Annotated in this window: 17 protein-coding genes; 8 read left to right on the plus strand and 9 right to left on the minus strand. The window is 62.8% G+C overall.

The genetic code is table 11. The features are described 5' to 3' along the window. The first annotated feature begins 3 nt into the window (after positions 1–3). Genes NKK50_RS10875 through NKK50_RS10885 form a run of 3 tightly spaced genes read left to right on the plus strand, consistent with a single transcriptional unit; the run spans position 4 to position 2,152 of the window. Positions 4–492: a GNAT family N-acetyltransferase gene (locus tag NKK50_RS10875; RefSeq protein ID WP_023669573.1), complete on the plus strand. Its 489-nt coding sequence runs from the start codon at positions 4–6 to the stop codon at positions 490–492. Beyond that, positions 489–1,742: an aconitase X gene (locus NKK50_RS10880; RefSeq protein WP_023669572.1), complete on the plus strand. Its 1,254-nt coding sequence runs from the start codon at positions 489–491 to the stop codon at positions 1,740–1,742. Before NKK50_RS10875 ends, NKK50_RS10880 begins: the two co-directional genes overlap by 4 nt. Beyond that, positions 1,739–2,152 (plus strand): aconitase X swivel domain-containing protein, encoded by a 414-nt coding sequence (locus NKK50_RS10885; protein WP_352543366.1) that lies wholly within the window; start codon positions 1,739–1,741, stop codon positions 2,150–2,152. The genes NKK50_RS10880 and NKK50_RS10885 overlap by 4 nt, the downstream gene beginning before the upstream one ends. Positions 2,153–2,164: 12 nt before the next feature. On the opposite strand, the gene NKK50_RS10890 is transcribed toward NKK50_RS10885, so the two are convergent. Continuing rightward, positions 2,165–3,166: a 2-hydroxyacid dehydrogenase gene (locus NKK50_RS10890; protein WP_023703476.1), complete on the minus strand. Its 1,002-nt coding sequence runs from the start codon at positions 3,164–3,166 to the stop codon at positions 2,165–2,167. A gap of 157 nt (positions 3,167–3,323) precedes the next feature. On the opposite strand from NKK50_RS10890, the gene NKK50_RS10895 reads away from it, so the two are divergent. Beyond that, positions 3,324–3,881 carry an SH3 domain-containing protein gene (locus NKK50_RS10895; RefSeq protein ID WP_023703477.1) on the plus strand — a complete coding sequence of 186 codons (558 nt, stop codon included), beginning with the start codon at positions 3,324–3,326 and terminating at the stop codon, positions 3,879–3,881. 13 nt (positions 3,882–3,894) lie between these two features. Here NKK50_RS10895 and NKK50_RS10900 read toward each other — a convergent pair whose 3' ends face one another. Both NKK50_RS10900 and irrA read right to left on the minus strand, forming a co-directional pair. Then, complete coding sequence (locus NKK50_RS10900) at positions 3,895–4,254, minus strand: DUF4260 domain-containing protein (RefSeq protein WP_023703478.1); 360 nt, start codon at positions 4,252–4,254, stop codon at positions 3,895–3,897. A gap of 10 nt (positions 4,255–4,264) precedes the next feature. Further along, a complete protein-coding gene (gene irrA, locus NKK50_RS10905; RefSeq protein WP_352543367.1) occupies positions 4,265–4,696 on the minus strand; it encodes an iron response transcriptional regulator IrrA in 432 nt (143 codons plus the stop codon). 344 nt (positions 4,697–5,040) lie between these two features. Here irrA and fabA point away from each other — a divergent pair, with 344 nt between their 5' ends. The 4 genes from fabA (at position 5,041) to NKK50_RS10925 (ending at position 9,483) form a co-directional block, all read left to right on the plus strand. After that, entirely contained in the window at positions 5,041–5,556 is a 516-nt protein-coding gene (fabA, locus tag NKK50_RS10910) for a 3-hydroxyacyl-[acyl-carrier-protein] dehydratase FabA (protein WP_023703479.1), read from the plus strand. 122 nt (positions 5,557–5,678) lie between these two features. Continuing rightward, entirely contained in the window at positions 5,679–6,899 is a 1,221-nt protein-coding gene (gene fabB, locus NKK50_RS10915; protein ID WP_023699465.1) for a beta-ketoacyl-ACP synthase I, read from the plus strand. A 33-nt stretch (positions 6,900–6,932) separates the two neighbouring features. Next, positions 6,933–7,745: an enoyl-ACP reductase FabI gene (gene fabI / locus NKK50_RS10920; RefSeq protein WP_352543368.1), complete on the plus strand. Its 813-nt coding sequence runs from the start codon at positions 6,933–6,935 to the stop codon at positions 7,743–7,745. A gap of 184 nt (positions 7,746–7,929) precedes the next feature. Next, complete coding sequence (locus NKK50_RS10925) at positions 7,930–9,483, plus strand: putative bifunctional diguanylate cyclase/phosphodiesterase (RefSeq protein WP_352543369.1); 1,554 nt, start codon at positions 7,930–7,932, stop codon at positions 9,481–9,483. Between the two features lie 16 nt (positions 9,484–9,499). On the opposite strand, the gene NKK50_RS10930 is transcribed toward NKK50_RS10925, so the two are convergent. From NKK50_RS10930 to rbfA, 6 genes are all read right to left on the minus strand, one after another. Continuing rightward, positions 9,500–10,513 (minus strand): class I SAM-dependent methyltransferase, encoded by a 1,014-nt coding sequence (locus NKK50_RS10930; protein ID WP_352543370.1) that lies wholly within the window; start codon positions 10,511–10,513, stop codon positions 9,500–9,502. 85 nt (positions 10,514–10,598) lie between these two features. Beyond that, positions 10,599–12,746 (minus strand): polyribonucleotide nucleotidyltransferase, encoded by a 2,148-nt coding sequence (pnp, locus tag NKK50_RS10935; RefSeq protein ID WP_023745269.1) that lies wholly within the window; start codon positions 12,744–12,746, stop codon positions 10,599–10,601. Between the two features lie 278 nt (positions 12,747–13,024). After that, positions 13,025–13,399: a 30S ribosomal protein S15 gene (rpsO, locus tag NKK50_RS10940; RefSeq protein ID WP_280790898.1), complete on the minus strand. Its 375-nt coding sequence runs from the start codon at positions 13,397–13,399 to the stop codon at positions 13,025–13,027. 95 nt (positions 13,400–13,494) lie between these two features. Continuing rightward, positions 13,495–14,589: a magnesium/cobalt transporter CorA gene (gene corA / locus NKK50_RS10945; RefSeq protein ID WP_023688739.1), complete on the minus strand. Its 1,095-nt coding sequence runs from the start codon at positions 14,587–14,589 to the stop codon at positions 13,495–13,497. Positions 14,590–14,633: 44 nt separating this feature from the next. Next, positions 14,634–15,605: a tRNA pseudouridine(55) synthase TruB gene (gene truB / locus NKK50_RS10950; protein ID WP_023703480.1), complete on the minus strand. Its 972-nt coding sequence runs from the start codon at positions 15,603–15,605 to the stop codon at positions 14,634–14,636. Further along, positions 15,605–16,024, minus strand: coding sequence for a 30S ribosome-binding factor RbfA (gene rbfA, locus NKK50_RS10955; RefSeq protein ID WP_023692585.1), 420 nt, complete (start codon positions 16,022–16,024; stop codon positions 15,605–15,607). Before rbfA ends, truB begins: the two co-directional genes overlap by 1 nt. Between the last annotated feature and the right edge of the window lie 149 nt (positions 16,025–16,173).

The raw sequence follows: 16,173 nt of genomic DNA on the forward strand, positions 1-16,173 counted from the left end.
CTTATGGATCGGTCCACCAGCGTCCTTGTTACGCAGCTTGCCTCCGATTTCGAGCGCTGGGACGAACTGCTCAGCCTGATCATGCGCGCCTTTGCACCGATGGACGGCGTCATCGACCCGCCCTCCTCGGCACATCTGCTGAACGCCGGAAACCTCAGGGACAAGGCTGGCCGAGAGACCGTGTTGCTGGCCCTGCAGGATGACAGGATCGCCGGCTGCGTTTTCGCGCTGGAGAGAGCCGATGATTTCTACATCGGCAAGCTCGCCGTCGAACCTGAGCTTCAAGGGCAAGGCATCGGCAGGCGGCTGATGCAGGCTGTCGAATTTCTCGCCCGCAGCCGGAACAAACCGGCCATCGAACTGCAGACGCGAATCGAACTGACCGTAAATCATGCAACCTTTGCCGGTCTCGGCTTTCGCGAGACTGAACGCACCGCGCATGACGGCTATGACCGGCCGACCTCGATCACCTTGCGCAAGGAGTTGGCGTGAGCCTTGCACTCAGCTCACAGGAGCAGACAGTCGCCTCCGGCCATGACGGGGCGGCGATGGCGATGCGCATCGTTGCCGAAAGCGCTGCGCTGCTCGGCGCGCCGCGACTTATCCCGATCGCCTCGACGCATATAGACGGCGCGCTCTATCACGGCGATTCCGGCACGCTGTTTGCCGAAAGGCTGGTCGATAGCGGCGCCAGGGTCGCGGTGCGCTCGACGCTCAATGTCGGCGCGCTCGACCTGATGGGCTGCTCGCGCGTGCGCCTCGAAGAGCCGGCGCGCGGCATGGCGCGACGAATGATGGAGGCCTACCGCAAACTGGGCTGCGAGCAGAGCTGGACCTGCGCGCCCTATCAGGCCGGCCACAGGCCGGCGCTTGGCAGCGATGTCGCCTGGGGTGAATCCAACGCGGTGGTGTTCTGCAATTCGGTTCTGGGGGCACGCACCAACCGCTATGGCGACTTCCTCGACATCGCCTGCGCCATATCGGGCCGCGCGCCGGATTACGGCCTGCATCGCCCCGAGAACCGGCAGGCACGGCTGTTGTTCGATGTGTCCGGCCTATCCGCCTCGTTCCTTGGCTCCGAGATCGCCTGGCCGGTGCTGGGCAACCTCTACGGCCGTGAGGTCGGCAATGCGATCGGCGTCGTCACCGGCATATTCAGCCATCCCGGCGAGGATGCGCTGAAGGCCTTCGGCGCGGCTGCGGCATCGTCGGGCGCCGTCGGCCTGTTCCACATTGCCGGCGTGACGCCCGAGGCGCCCGACGCCGAGACCATCCTGGTGGGCGGCAGGCCGGAAACGATGATCCGCGTAACGCCGGAGATGGCCATGAAGGCCCGCGCCGGCCTGTCCACCGCAGCCACGCAGACCGCCATCGATGCCGTGGCGATCGGCAGTCCGCATCTGTCTTTGGCCGAATTCGATGCACTTGAGCGGCTGATTGGCGGGCGGCGGCTCAGCGTGCCGATTTACGCCTGCACCGGCCGCCACGTGCTCACCAGGCTGGAGCAGAACGGCAAGCGCAAGATGCTCGAAGCCAGCGGCGTCATCATCGTCGCCGACACCTGCGTGGTGGTGACGCCGATCCTGCCGGATCTGGCCGGCGGCGTGCTGATGACCAATTCGGGAAAATTCGCGCACTACGCGCCGGGCAATACCGGTTACGCCGTGCTTTACGGCTCGCTGGCCGACTGCGTGGAAAGCGCGGTTGCCGGTAAGCCCAGGTTTACGGACATCGCCGCATGAATGCTGCAGCCGACATACTGGTGCCGGGCAGCGGAGGCGAAGGACTGGCCTTGGTGCTGACCGCGCCAATCAGCTTCTGGGGTGGCGTCGATCCGAAGAGCGGCCGCATCGCCGATGTCCGTCACCCGCATCATGGCGAGACCATTTCCGGGCGTGTGCTGTTCCTGCCCGGCACGATCGGCTCGTCCTCAGCGTCAGCCGTGCTGATGGAACTCGTCCACAATGGCCATGCGCCGACGGCACTCGTGCTGCACGAGCCGGACGCGATCTTGCTGCTTGGCTTGATTGTGGCCAGGGAAATGGGCTGGCCGACGCCGGTAGCGCTCAGGCTCAGGCGCGACGCTTTTGAGGCCTATCGCGGCAAGCGTGTGAGTGTCGCGGCGGATGGCGCCCTCACAACCGCATCCTGAACGCGGCCCGCTTCAAGTCCGTAGCGGCAGCACGCGGTCCGGCGGCCGGTGGCCGTCGAAGAAGGCGCGGATGTTGATGATCACCTTCTCGCCCATGTCGATGCGGCCCTCGATCGTCGCAGAACCCATATGCGGCAAAAGCACGACTTTGTTCTTGGCGGCAAGCTTCAGCAGTTTCGAGTTCAGCGCCGGTTCGTGCTCGTAGACGTCGAGGCCGGCGCCGGCGATCTTGCCGTCCTGGATCAGCTTGACCAGCGCTTCCTCGTCGATGATGTCGCCGCGCGCGGTGTTGACCACATAGGCGGTGGGCTGAAGCAGAGCTAGGCGCCGCGCCGAAAGCAGATGAAAGGTCGCCGGCGTCGACGGGCAGTTGATCGAGATGATGTCCATGCGGGCAAGCATCTGGTCGAGGCTTTCCCAATAGGTCGCCTCCAGCCCTTCCTCGACCGCCGGCAGCACGCGATGGCGGTTATGGTAGTGGATCGACAGGCCGAAAGCCTTGGCGCGCCTCGCAACCGCAGTGCCGATGCGGCCCATGCCGACGATACCGAGGCGCTTGCCCCAGATGCGCCGGCCGAGCATCCAGGTCGGCGACCAACCGGCCCATTTCTTGTCGCTGGTGAGCACATTGGCGCCTTCGGCCAGCCGCCGCGGCCCGGCCAGCATCAGCGCCATGGTCATGTCGGCCGTATCTTCGGTCAGCACGTTCGGCGTGTTGGTGACGGTAATGCCTTTCTTGGCCGCCGCCGCCACATCGATCTTGTCGACGCCATTGCCGAAATTGGCGATCAGCTTGAGATTGTCGCCGGCCTGGGCAATCAGCGCCGCATCGATCTGGTCGGTGATGGTCGGCACCAGCACATCGGCTTCCTTGATCGCCGCGACCAGCTCCGGCTGCGTCATCGGGCGGTCCTCGACATTCAGCCTGGCGTCGAAGAGTTCGCGCATGCGGGTCTCGACCGGATCGGGCAGCTTGCGCGTGATGACGACGAGAGGCCGTTTTTTGCCTGCCATTGTTTCCTCGAACCCGATCTCGTTGAGACCTCTTTAACCAAGACAGGCGAAACTGAATACCGGTCGCGGTGCCTGCCACTCCTGTAACAAGCGGTGCCGCCGAAGACAAAGAAAAAGGGGCGCCCGGGCCAAAGGGCACGCGCCGAAAGGAATGAAAGTGTCTGGTTTCGCGTCGCTTCGCCTGATCCTCAGCGCAGCGCTTCTCGGCGCTCTCCTGCATTTCCCGCAAGCCGCGGCGCAAGGTGCCGCCGCACCTGTGCAGACGGTCACGCTCGGGCCGAGCGGCCTGCCGCTGCCGCGTTTCGTCAGCCTGAAATCGGCTCGCGTCAACTCGCGCGTTGGGCCCGGCGCCAACTATTCCGTCGACTGGATGTACACAAAGGCCGGCCTGCCTATGGAGATCATCCAGGAATTCGATACCTGGCGGCGCGTGCGCGATGCCGATGGCTCGGAGGGTTGGATCAACCAGTCGCTGCTGTCGGGCCGCCGGACCGCGATCGTCGCCCCCTGGCAGCGCACCAAGGGGGGCCGAATCAATCTGCTCGACGATGCCGACAAGGACGCCAGCGTCATCGCCATCATCGAGCCGGGCGTTACGGGCACGATCAAAACCTGCGATGGCCAGTGGTGCGAAATGACCTTCGACGGCCACACCGGCTGGATCGCCCAGTCGCAGGTGTGGGGCGCCTATCCCGGCGAGCACGTCAAGAATTGAGATTGCTGGAGGCCTAACGGCCGATACGGCCGAGATGGGTGTCCCGAAAACCGGCCGACAGTTTGAGACCGTAGCCGAGCGCGCGGTCGACGGCGATGTGGATGATCCAGATCAGACCAATCGCGGTCGCCGTCGAATTGGCCAGAACATATCCGGCGAGCGCCAGCAACAGCGGGACGATCAATATGTGCAAGGCATTGTAAGCGACAGCGCCGATCCGTGCCCCGGCGAGATAGCCCAGCATCGACAGGTCTGGCGCCAGGATAAGCAGGGCGAACAGCCACCAGGAAACGCCTGACGCGGCATAGGCGACTATAGCCACGACCGCGACCGCAACCCATTCGAGCCGGATTGCAAAATCGACAGGTTTCACGGGTTGGGGCTTAAACGCTGCGTTTCGGGCGCAGCCTCACCACGATGTCGACATTGGCGATCTCCATACCTGCGGGTGCCTCCGGCAGGTTGGAGACGGTCACCGGACCGCTTTCTATATCGAAGATCCTGTTTTCGCCTTCGATGTAAAAATGATGGTGATCGGAGGTGTTGGTGTCGAAATAGGTCTTGGACCCCTCGACCGCCAGGATGCGCAGCAGGCCGGCCTGGGTGAACTGGTGAAGCGCGTTGTAGACGGTGGCGAGCGAGACCGGCACGCCGGCGGCGACCGCCTCTTCATGCAGTTCCTCGGCCGAAAGGTGGCGGTCGCCCTTGGCAAACAGCAGATCGGCCAGCGCAATGCGTTGGCGTGTCGGCCTGAGGCCGGCTTCGCGAACCCGCTTGTCCACAGCGACATTTTCCTTCCGGCAGCCCAGATCCATCTATCCGTCCAAGCCCACAGTTCTGCCTCAAGACACGCCCAGAGTGGCGAAAAAACGTCATCAACCGAAACTGGATACCTCCCGACATATATTCTGTTGGCGGAATACGATCAATAGAGCGACGTGCGTCCAGTTGGACGCACTAAGTGCGCTCTATTGCTTTTTTGGCGTCGCATCGTGCTTTCCGGAATCGAGATCGATTTCGGGCCGATGCGAGAGCGCGCATTGACCCGGGCAGACGGGCGGGTTAAGCGCAAACGCCGGTTTCCGGACCGAAAGGGATTGTGTTAGGAAACCAACGACAAGGGCGCCCCACCGCCCGGGACATTATGGGGACGAGACATATGGCGGGTTCGAAATCCAGCTACGGTTATGAGGAATTGCTTGCCTGCGCCCGCGGCGAGCTGTTTGGGCCTGGCAACGCCCAGCTGCCCTATCCGCCGATGCTGATGTTCGACCGCATCACCGAGATCAGCGAGACCGGCGGCGCCCACGACAAGGGCTTCATCCGTGCCGAATTCGACATCAAACCGGACCTGTGGTTCTTCGCCTGCCATTTCATCGGCAATCCGATCATGCCGGGGTGCCTGGGCCTTGACGCCATGTGGCAATTGACGGGTTTTTACCTCGGCTGGCTCGGCGAGCCGGGCAAGGGCATGGCGCTGTCGACCGGCGAAGTGAAGTTCAAGGGGATGGTGACGCCTTCGGTCAAGAAGGTGGAATACGGCATCGATTTCAAGCGCGTCATGCGTGGACGCCTGGTGCTCGGTATCGCCGATGGCTGGCTTAAGGCCGACGGCGAACCCATATACACTGCGACGGACCTCAAGGTGGGGCTGTCCAAGCAATCGGCCGCCTGACCGGCGCCACTGCAGCGGCGCGTTCTTCCGAGACGCAACGCCGCTGCGGCATTTTGATTTTGCGTATGATCGCCGGTGAAAACCGACTAGGTTTCGGGATCATCCGCTGGAAGGAGTTGCGAATGAGAAGGGTCGTCGTCACAGGCCTCGGCATCGTATCGTCGATCGGCAACAACGCCAACGAGGTGCAATCCTCGCTCCACGATGCCAAATCAGGCATCAGCTTCTCCGATTCCTTCGCCGAACACGGCTTCCGCTGCCAGGTCTGGGGCGCGCCGACGCTCGACCCGACCCCTATGATCGACCGGCGTGCCATGCGCTTCCTGAGCCAGGGCGCGGCCTGGAACCATGTCGCGATGGATCAGGCGATCGCCGACGCCGGGCTTGGCGAAAGCGACATCACCAATGAGCGCACCGGCATCGTCATGGGCTCGGGCGGCCCCTCGACCCGCACCATCGTCGAGGCGGCCGAGACCACGCTCAAGAACAACAGCCCCAAGCGCATCGGTCCGTTCGCGGTGCCGAAGGCGATGTCGTCGACCGCGTCGGCGACGCTCGCCACCTGGTTCAAGATCCACGGCGTCAACTATTCGATCTCGTCGGCCTGCTCGACCTCGGCGCATTGCATCGGCAACGCCTACGAACTGATCCAGTGGGGCAAGCAGGATGTGATGTTTGCCGGCGGCCATGAAGACCTCGACTGGACGATGTCGGACCTGTTCGATGCCATGGGCGCGATGTCGTCGAAGTATAACGATCGTGCGCCGACAGCTTCCCGCGCGTATGACGCCAATCGCGATGGCTTCGTCATCGCGGGCGGCGCGGGCGTCCTCATCCTGGAGGAGCTCGAACACGCCAAGGCGCGCGGCGCCAAGATCTACGCTGAGATCGTCGGCTATGGCGCGACGTCGGACGGTTACGACATGGTGGCGCCGTCGGGCGAAGGCGCGGTGCGCTGCATGCGCCAGGCTCTGGCGACGGTGTCCACGCCGGTCGACTACATCAACACCCACGGCACCTCGACGCCGGTCGGCGATTCCCGGGAAATGGGCGCCATCCGAGAGGTGTTCGGCGAGAAGATGCCGTTCATCACCTCGACCAAGTCGCTGACCGGCCATTCGCTGGGTGCCGCCGGCGTACAGGAATCGATCTACTCGATCCTGATGATGCAAGGCGGCTTCATCGGCGAGAGCGCCCATATCGAAAACCTCGATCCCGAATTCGAGGGCATGCCGATCGTGCGCAAGCGCATCGACGACGCCAGGATCGACACGGTTTTGTCCAACTCGTTCGGCTTCGGTGGCACCAACGCAACGCTGATTTTCCAGCGCTATTCCGCATAAGGCCAGCGTTTTTTTGTAGGGGGATTGCCGGCCATGGACGGACTGATGAAGGGCAAGCGCGGGCTTGTCATGGGCGTCGCCAACGATCATTCGATCGCCTGGGGCATCGCCAGGAAATTGTCCGAACACGGGGCGGAGCTTGCCTTCACCTATCAGGGCGACGCCTTCGGGCGCCGCGTCAAGCCGCTTGCCGAGAAGCTTGGCGCGTCTCTGGTGGTGCCCTGTGACGTCGAGGACAGCGCATCGGTCGCCGACACCTTCGAGACGCTCGGCAAGGAATGGGGCGGGCTCGACTTCGTCGTCCACGCCATCGGCTTTTCCGACAAGAACGAGCTCAAAGGGCTCTACGCCGACACCAGCCGCGACAATTTCGTCCGCACCATGGTCATCTCCTGCTACTCCTTCACCGAGGTCGCCCGCCATGCCGCCCCGCTGATGAGCGAAGGCGGCGCGATGATCACGCTGACCTATGCCGGCTCTGTCCGCGTCATGCCGAACTACAACGTCATGGGCGTCGCCAAGGCCGGGCTGGAAGCCAGCGTGCGCTATCTCGCCAACGATTATGGCCCGCGCGGCATCCGGGTGAACGGCATATCGGCGGGACCGGTGCGTACTTTGGCCGGCGCCGGAATCTCGGACGCCCGCCACATGTACTCCTACCAGCAGCGCAACTCGCCGCTGCGCCGCACGGTGACCATCGACGAGGTCGGCGGCTCGGCGCTCTATCTTTTGTCCGACCTCTCGTCAGGCGTCACCGGCGAAATCCATTATGTGGATTCCGGCTATCACATCGTGTCGATGCCAACCCTGGATGAGTTGAAGCAGACCGACAGCGTACGCGATTAACTCACCAGTAAAATTAGATGCATCGGCGGAAACTCATTTTAAGGAGATATCCGCTAGAAGTCTTATGGGCTTGGGCTCTGCGCGTTCTTGCTGGGCGCAAAGGATGCTTTAGCCTTTATGAATTTGCGCGTGATATTTCCCGAAAGTCGAGTTGATTTCGGGATCATGCGACAGGGACTGAGCAATGCCTGCTGTCAGCAACCCGAAGCGAACACCTGTGTTCCGGCTGCTCACCGTCGCCAGTTCGGGCCTTGGCAGTTTCATCCTTGGGCTTTGGGGCCTCCGGCATGGTTTCGGGGACGGCTTTGCCGGCATGCAGGCGGAAACCATGATCGGCATCGCGTCGGCGCTATGCGCGCTGGCCGCCGCCGGTGCTGCCTTGTCCTTCTTCGCCGGCGTCGATGAATCGGTGGACTACGTTTTCAACGAAACCCATTTCGACAAGCTGACCGGGCTTTTGGCGCGGCCGGCGATGGTCGGCAGGATCGCCGACGCGGCGTCCGCGACGATCAGGACCGGTGAGCCGGTGTTCCTCATCGACATCGACATCGACCGCTTCAAGCAGATCAACGACGCCATCGGCTACAGCCATGGCGACGAACTGATCCGCGGCTTCACCAAGCGGTTGAAGGCCTGCATGCCCGAAGGCGCGGTGATGGGGCGCATCGGCGCCGGCGAGTTCGCTATCCTTGTCTGGGAACACCAACTCCAAAGCTCGATGGAAAGCACCGTCGAAACCATGATCGAGGAGATGCTGAAGCCGTACCAGCTCGATTCTCACCTGCAGTCGGTCGGCCTGTCGGTCGGCATCGTGGCGATGCCAAAGGATGGCGTCGATCCGGTCCTCATCCTGCGCCGCTCCAACCTGGCGCTGCAGAATGCCCGCGCCGGCGGCGTGGGCAACTGGTCGGTCTTCCATTCCGACATGGGCCAGGTCGCCGACTACCGCCACTGGATTGAATCCGAACTGCACATCGCCTTCGACCGTGGCGATTTCGACCTTCATTACCAGCCGCAGTTCGACCTGCCGACCGGCCGTATCGTCGGCTACGAGGCGCTGATCCGCTGGAAGCACCCGGAACGCGGCATGATCCCGCCGATGGAATTCATTCCGATCGCCGAAGAGACCGGCATGATCCACCCGATCGGCAATTGGGTGCTGAACAAGGCCTGCAGCGATGCCCGTCATTTGCCCGAGGACTGCTTCGTTGCCGTCAACATCTCGCCGGTCCAGTTCATGACCAAGGATTTCGTCGGCATCGTGCGCGATACGATGGCCAGCACCGGCATCAAGCCGTCGCGGCTGGAGCTCGAAGTGACCGAGACGGCGATGATGCAGGACCGCGACCGCGCCGCCATCATCCTGCAGCAGCTTGCCGACATGGGCATTTCGGTGGCCGTCGACGATTTCGGCACCGGCTATTCCAATCTCAGCTACCTGATCGACTTCGCCTTCGGCAAGCTGAAGATCGACCGCTCCTTCGTCAGCCGCATCGGCACCGATTCGAATTCGGGCGCCGTCGTCTCTACCATCGTCGGCCTGTCGCGGGCGCTCGGCGTCGGCATCATCGCCGAAGGCGTCGAGACCGAGAACCAGGCGACGCTTTTGCGAGCAGCTGGTTGCGAGATGGTGCAGGGCTATCTGTTCGGCAGGCCGGCGCCGCTCAAGATCAAGCCCGGCGATATCAGAGCGACCATTCCCGTCCACGAGCCGGCGCGCATCGTCAGCATGCATTGAGGCGACCGGCACCGTCCTATCGGCGCGCGGAGAAAACCTTGAACATGCCGTCGCGGGCGAGCTCGGCATGGCTGGAGAAGACGGCCTTCAGAACCGGTTCGTAAGGCAGCTGACGGTTCGCCACCATGAACAGCCGCCCGCCCGGCTTCAGCGCCTTGCCCGCCGCCTGGATCATGCCGGCGCCGATTTCCGGCTCGGCCGCCCGGCTGCGATGGAAGGGCGGGTTCATGACGATGGCATCATAGCGCCGCTCGACCGGCTCGCTCAGCAGATCGGTCCAGAAGAAGCCGGGCTCGAAGCCTGTCTGGCCGATATTGCCCCTGGCCGCCTCAAGCGCGTCGAAATCCGCTTCGTAAAGGTCGAGCCCCGTTATGCCGGATGAACGTGCCGCGACCTCGGCGGCGACATAACCCCAGCCGGCGCAGAAATCAGCAATGTTGCCGCGCAGGTCTTTGGGCAGGTTGTCGACCAGAAGTTTCGAGCCGGCGTCGATCCGGTCGAAGGAGAACATGCCAGGCGCGGTACGGAAGCGGTCCTCTACGACCAAGGCGGGATTGGCGACGCGCAGTTTTTCCGCAGGCGCCAGATCGGCCGGACGGCGAAGCCAGAAGGCGATGCCGTGATATTTCGGCAGATGCCCTTCGATCGGAACAAGCTCGTCGATGCGCTTGCGCAGGCTGGCGATGCCTTCGTCCTTGCCGCCGGCGACGACGATCAGACCGCCAGGCGTGACGCGTTCGATCGCCTCGGCAATACGCATCTCGTTTAGCCCACGATGGCGGCCGGCAAGCACGAGCGCTGCATCGAATGCGTCGCCTTCCGCGCGCGGCGCTACCTTGTGACCGGCACGCTCCAGCGCTCGGAGATGCGGCCGGAAACCCTGTGCAAGATGGAGCTCTGCCTCGAAGCCTTCCGGCAAGCGGAAGCCGGGCTCCGCACCCAGGAACAACACACGCTCGCCCTTTTGCGGCAGAGGGAGCCCCTCGGCCTCGAAGGGATGGAACAGTGTCTTCAGCGGCTCAGCGGCCATTCTTCGATTCTCATGTCGTAGACGGGTATTAAACGAAAACGGGCGCGACATAAGCCGCGCCCGTTCAACTCTATTGTCAGACCACTCAGGCGGCGTTTTCTTCGCCTTCGGCCTTCTTGTCGCGGGCGATTTCCTTGCCGGTGGCCTGGTCGACGACCTTCATCGACAGGCGGACCTTGCCGCGCTCGTCGAAGCCCATCAGCTTGACCCAGACCTTGTCGCCTTCCTTGACGACGTCCGAGGTCTTGGCGACCCGGTCGTTGGCAAGCTGCGAGATGTGGACGAGGCCGTCACGCGGACCGAAGAAGTTGACGAAAGCGCCGAAGTCGGCGGTCTTGACGACCGTGCCTTCGTAGATTTCGCCGACTTCCGGCTCGGCGACGATGGTATGGATCCACTTCTTGGCCGCCTCGATCTCCTTGGCGTTCGACGAAGCGATCTTGACCGTGCCGTCGTCCTCGATGTTGATCTTGGCGCCGGTCTTCTCGACGATCTCACGGATAACCTTGCCGCCGGAGCCGATCACGTCGCGGATCTTGTCGGTCGGGATGTGCATGACCTCGATGCGCGGTGCGAACTCACCGAGTTCGGGGCGGGCGCCGGTCAGAGCATGCGCCATCTCGCTGAGGATATGCTGGCGGCCGTCCTTGGCCTGGTCCAGCGCGATCTTCATGATCTCCTCGGTGATGCCCTCAATCTTGATGTCCATCTGCAGCGAGGTGATGCCGCCTTCGGTACCGGCAACCTTGAAGTCCATGTCGCCGAGGTGATCTTCGTCACCCAGGATGTCGGACAGAACCGCGAAGCGCTCGCCTTCCTTGATCAGGCCCATCGCGATACCAGCAACCGGCTTGGCCAGCGGAACGCCGGCATCCATCAGTGCCAGCGATGTGCCGCAGACGGTGGCCATCGACGACGAACCGTTGGACTCGGTGATCTCCGAGACGACGCGCAGCGTGTAGGGGAACTGGTCAGCGCTCGGCAGCATCGGACGGATGGCGCGCCAGGCGAGCTTGCCGTGGCCGATTTCGCGGCGGCCCGGCGAACCCATGCGGCCGGTCTCACCGACGGAGTAGGGAGGGAAGTTGTAGTGAAGGAGGAACTTCTCCTTGTACATGCCGGTCAGCGAATCGACATACTGCTCGTCCTCGCCGGTGCCCAATGTGGCAACCACAAGCGCCTGGGTCTCGCCGCGGGTGAACAGCGCCGAACCGTGCGTGCGCGGCAAGACGCCGACTTCCGAGACGATCTTGCGGACCGTCTTGAGGTCACGGCCATCGATGCGCGAACCGGTGTCGAGGATGTTCCAGCGCACGACCTTGGCCTGGAGTTCCTTGAACACCGAACCGATCTGCTCGGAGGTGTACTTGGCGTCTTCGCCTTCGGCCGAAGCGAACGCTGCCTTGACCTTCGCCTTGACGGCGTCGACGGCGGCGTAACGCTTCTGCTTGTCGACGTTCTTGTAGGCATTGCTGAGCTCGTCGCCGACGATCTTCAGCATTTCGGCTTCAAGCGCGGAGTAGTCCGGCGCCGTGAAATCGCGCGGCTCCTTGGCGGCAACTTCGGCCAGCTTGATGATGGCGTCGATGACCGGCTGGAAGCCCCTGTGGCCGAACATGACGGCGCCGAGCATCAGCTCTTCGCCGAGTTCCTTGGCTTCGGACTCGACCATCAGCACGGCGTCGGCGGTGCCGGCGACAATGAGGTCCAGCCTGGATTCCTGCATCTCATCGACATGCGGGTTCAGCACGTATTCGCCGTTGATGTAGCCGACGCGGGCGCCGCCGATCGGGCCCATGAAGGGAACGCCCGAGAGCGTCAAAGCGGCCGAGGTGGCGACGATCGACAGGATGTCGGGATCGTTCTCGAGGTCATGCTGGACGACGGTGACGACGATCTGGGTGTCGTTCTTGTAGCCGTCGGCGAAGAGAGGGCGGATCGGGCGGTCGATCAGGCGGGAAACCAGCGTTTCCTTTTCGCTCGGACGTCCCTCGCGCTTGAAGTAGCCGCCGGGGATCTTGCCGGCGGCGTAGGTCTTTTCCTGGTAGTTGACGGTCAGCGGGAAGAAATCGAGGCCTGGCTTCGGCTCCTTCATCGAAACGACGGTGGCGAGAACCTTGGTTTCGCCGTAGGTCGCAAGCACCGCGCCGTCAGCCTGACGTGCGATCTTGCCGGTTTCCAGGATGAGCGGACGGCCGCCCCATTCGATTTCCACTTTGTGGTAGTTGAACATATCTTGTCCTTAATAAGCGGAAAGGGCCGCGCCGTTTCACGGTGCGCGGATGCCCTTTCCCTGGCTTCCTTTCTCGGGCAGCCACGGGCAAGACAACGGGAAGCTCGGGTAGATTTCGGCGCTGGTTAGCGCACGAGCGTCCTGCAATCCTGCCCCATGACCGTCCATGGGCGGTTTCGAGTGGCCTCTGCGCGCTCGAAACCGGGTCTGGCCAATCGATGCGACTGGCAGAATGCGCGACCGGCGGGCTCTCCTTCGAAAGCCCGCCGGTCAATTCGTCAACGGCGCAGACCGAGCTTCTCGATCAACGTCTGATAGCGCGCGTCATCCTTGCGCTTGAGATAATCAAGCAGGCTGCGGCGCTGGGAGACGAGAGCGAGCAGACCACGGCGGGAATGGTTATCCTTCTTGTGGTCCTTGAAGTGGTCGGTCAGGTTCTTGATGCGCTCGGAAAGGATGGCCACCTGGACTTCCGGAGACCCGGTATCGCCCTTGGCGGTTGCGAATTCACCCATCAATTCCTGTTTGCGCTCGGCAGTAATCGACATCGTGTTTTTCCTTATCTGTTTGAGGAAACGGGTCGCCCTCAGCCGGGATGTCGTCCAGCAGGGGCCGGTGCAAGCAAAGCGACATGGCGCGATGCTGCGGCGCATATAAGGCAATTCCCTGGAAAACACCAGCCCATTCATAAAGCCGGCTCGTCGCAGCCCTTTGCTCAGGAATCCAGGATCCCCCTGATACCTGAAGCTTACAGCCACTTCTTGCTTTTGAAGAAGACGATCAGCCCGACAGCAACGGCCAGCATGAACAGCAGCGAAGCCGGGTAGCCATAGTAGGCTTTCAGTTCCGGCATGTTCCACGGCGAGCTCTCGGGATCGAAATTCATCCCCCAGATACCGACCAGGAAGGTTAGCGGCATGAAAATCACCGAGACGATGGTGAGATAAGAGATCACATCGTTGGTGCGCGCCTGGCTCAGCGACAAATGCATTTCGATCAAGCCGGTCAGCATATCACGCTGGTTCTCGACCAGCTCGATCAGCCGCAATGCGTGGTCGAGCGTGTCGTTGAAGAAGATTTTCGTCTCCGGCTTCACATAGGGCACGTCGTTGCGGATCAGCGTCGCCAGCGTGTCGCGCATCGGCCACAGCACGCCCTTGAGCACATTGGCGTCGCGCCGCAATTCGTGCAGCTGGCGCATCTGATGCTTGTGAGGCGTGTTGAGCATCTCGTCCTCGATGCCATCGACCTCCTCGCTAGCGGCCTCAATCGGCGGGAAATAGCTGTCGACGATGGAATCGATGAGCGCATAGGCCAGATAGTCGGCGCCGCGCATCCGCAAGCGGTTGGGCAACGCTGCGGCGATGCGCTTGCGCACGGGGTCGAACGGATCGCCTTCGCGCTCCTGGAAGGTGACGACGAATTTCTTGCCGAAGAACACCGCGATCTGCTCATAGCGATGCACCTTGACGTCGTCGATCATGCGCATGACGACGAAAGCGTGGTCCTCGAAGAAGTCGACCTTCGGCCGCTGGCCGGTGTTGACGACATCTTCCAGAGCCAGTGGATGCAGGTTGAAGATCCGGCCGATCTCCTCGATCAGCTGGATGTTGGCGAGACCGGTGCAGTCCAACCAGACGACCGGCCAGTTGTCGCAATGGGTGTTGAGATCGTCGATGCTGGCATCGTTGATGGTCTTGAATTTTTCAGGCGAAATCAGCGTCAGCCGCAGCTCGGACCGTCGCGCCGCCGGATCGGCGATCAGCGTGCCGGGCGAGGCTCCAACCGGCGGCCGGCGCGTTGTCACCGGCGCCCGCTTCTTCACCGCCTCAGCCTTTGCCATGTGCCCCTCGGATGTGACGTCGACGTAAAACTAGACGGGAGTGGTCAGCCGGCAAAGACCCGCTTCGGCTTGAACATGCCTTGCTCGATGGCGCCGATGGCGACAAGCTTGCCGCGCGCGGTGGCGCAGGCTTCCTCGGCTTCCACGGGCGCGTCGCGGCCGCGGATGATGACGGGATTGCCAAGGCGGATCTTGGTCGCCGCTTCGTCGCTGATGGCAATCTGCGGCAGGCAGTCGAGCGCGGCGGCCGTGTCGACGAGCAGCGCATCGATTGCGCCAAAGTCGATCGGCGCGTCGGCAACATCGGCGTCGCCCTCTTCGTCAGCTTCGCGCTGTTCGCCGAAACGGGCGGCTTCCAGTTCGGCGACGGTGACGAAATCCTCCTGGGTGAACGGCTCGACCTCGACCCTGCGCAATTCGGCGATGTGGCCGAAGCAGCCGAGGTCGCGGCCCATGTCGCGGGCCAGCGAGCGCACATAGGTGCCTTTGCCGCATTCGACCTCGAACGAAGTGTGGTCGGCAGCGTGCTCGACGATGTCCAGACGGCCGATCTCGATCTCGCGCGCGGGGATGTCGACTGTCTCGCCCCCACGGGCGAGATCGTAGGCGCGTTCGCCTGATATCTTGATGGCCGAGAATTGCGGCGGTGTCTGCATGATGACGCCGGTGTAGTTCGGCAGCAGCGCCCTGACATCTTCTTCCGCCGGACGGCGGTCGGAACTTTGCGTCACCGGGCCTTCGAGATCGTCGGTCGAACGCTCCTCGCCCCAAGCGACGGTGAACCGGTAGATTTTGGCGCCGTCCTGCACATAAGGCACGGTCTTGGTTGCCTCGCCCAGCGCGATCGGCAGCATGCCAGAGGCCAGCGGGTCGAGCGTGCCGGCATGGCCGGCCTTTTCGGCCTGGAAAAGCCATTTGATCTTGGAGACGGCTTCGGTCGAACCCATGCCAACCGGCTTGTCCAGCACCACCCAGCCGGAGATCGGCCGGCCCTTCTTCTTGCCGCGGCGCCCCACTATTTCTCGTCCTTGTCGTTGTCTTCGCCATCGGTACCCAAGTCTCGCGCGACTTCCGGCGATTTCAGCAAATCGTTGATCCTGGCGAAATTGTCGAAGGACGTATCGAGCTTGAAGCGGAACTCCGGCATGAACTTCATCTGGCGGAGCGCGCCGGAGACGCGGCCACGCACGAACTTCGCGTGCTTGTTGAGCGCGTCGATGACCGCACCCGTGTCCTTGGCGCCGAGCGGCGAAACGAAGGCCGTTGCGACCCTCAGATCAGTGGACATGCGCACTTCCGAGACCGAAACCACGGTGTTCTCGATCAGCGGGTCGATAATCTCGCCGCGCTGCAAGGTTTCCGACAGCGCATGGCGCACCTGTTCGGCGACGCGAAGCATGCGCTGGGATGGGCTGGAGGCGGTTGGACGGGGCATTTTTCTCAATCCGGAAAGCGTGAGGCGCGGGATGGGACCGTGCCGCCATGTCTCATATTTGTTCTATGCATGTCGTTTATCCCGCACTTTTGGGCGACAGGCATTAAAGTTAGGGCGGCGGTCTTTCGACCACCGCCCGGTCGTATCGA

It is taken from the genome of Mesorhizobium sp. M0001 (genome assembly GCF_040324255.1).
Taxonomy (GTDB): Bacteria; Pseudomonadota; Alphaproteobacteria; order Rhizobiales; family Rhizobiaceae; genus Mesorhizobium.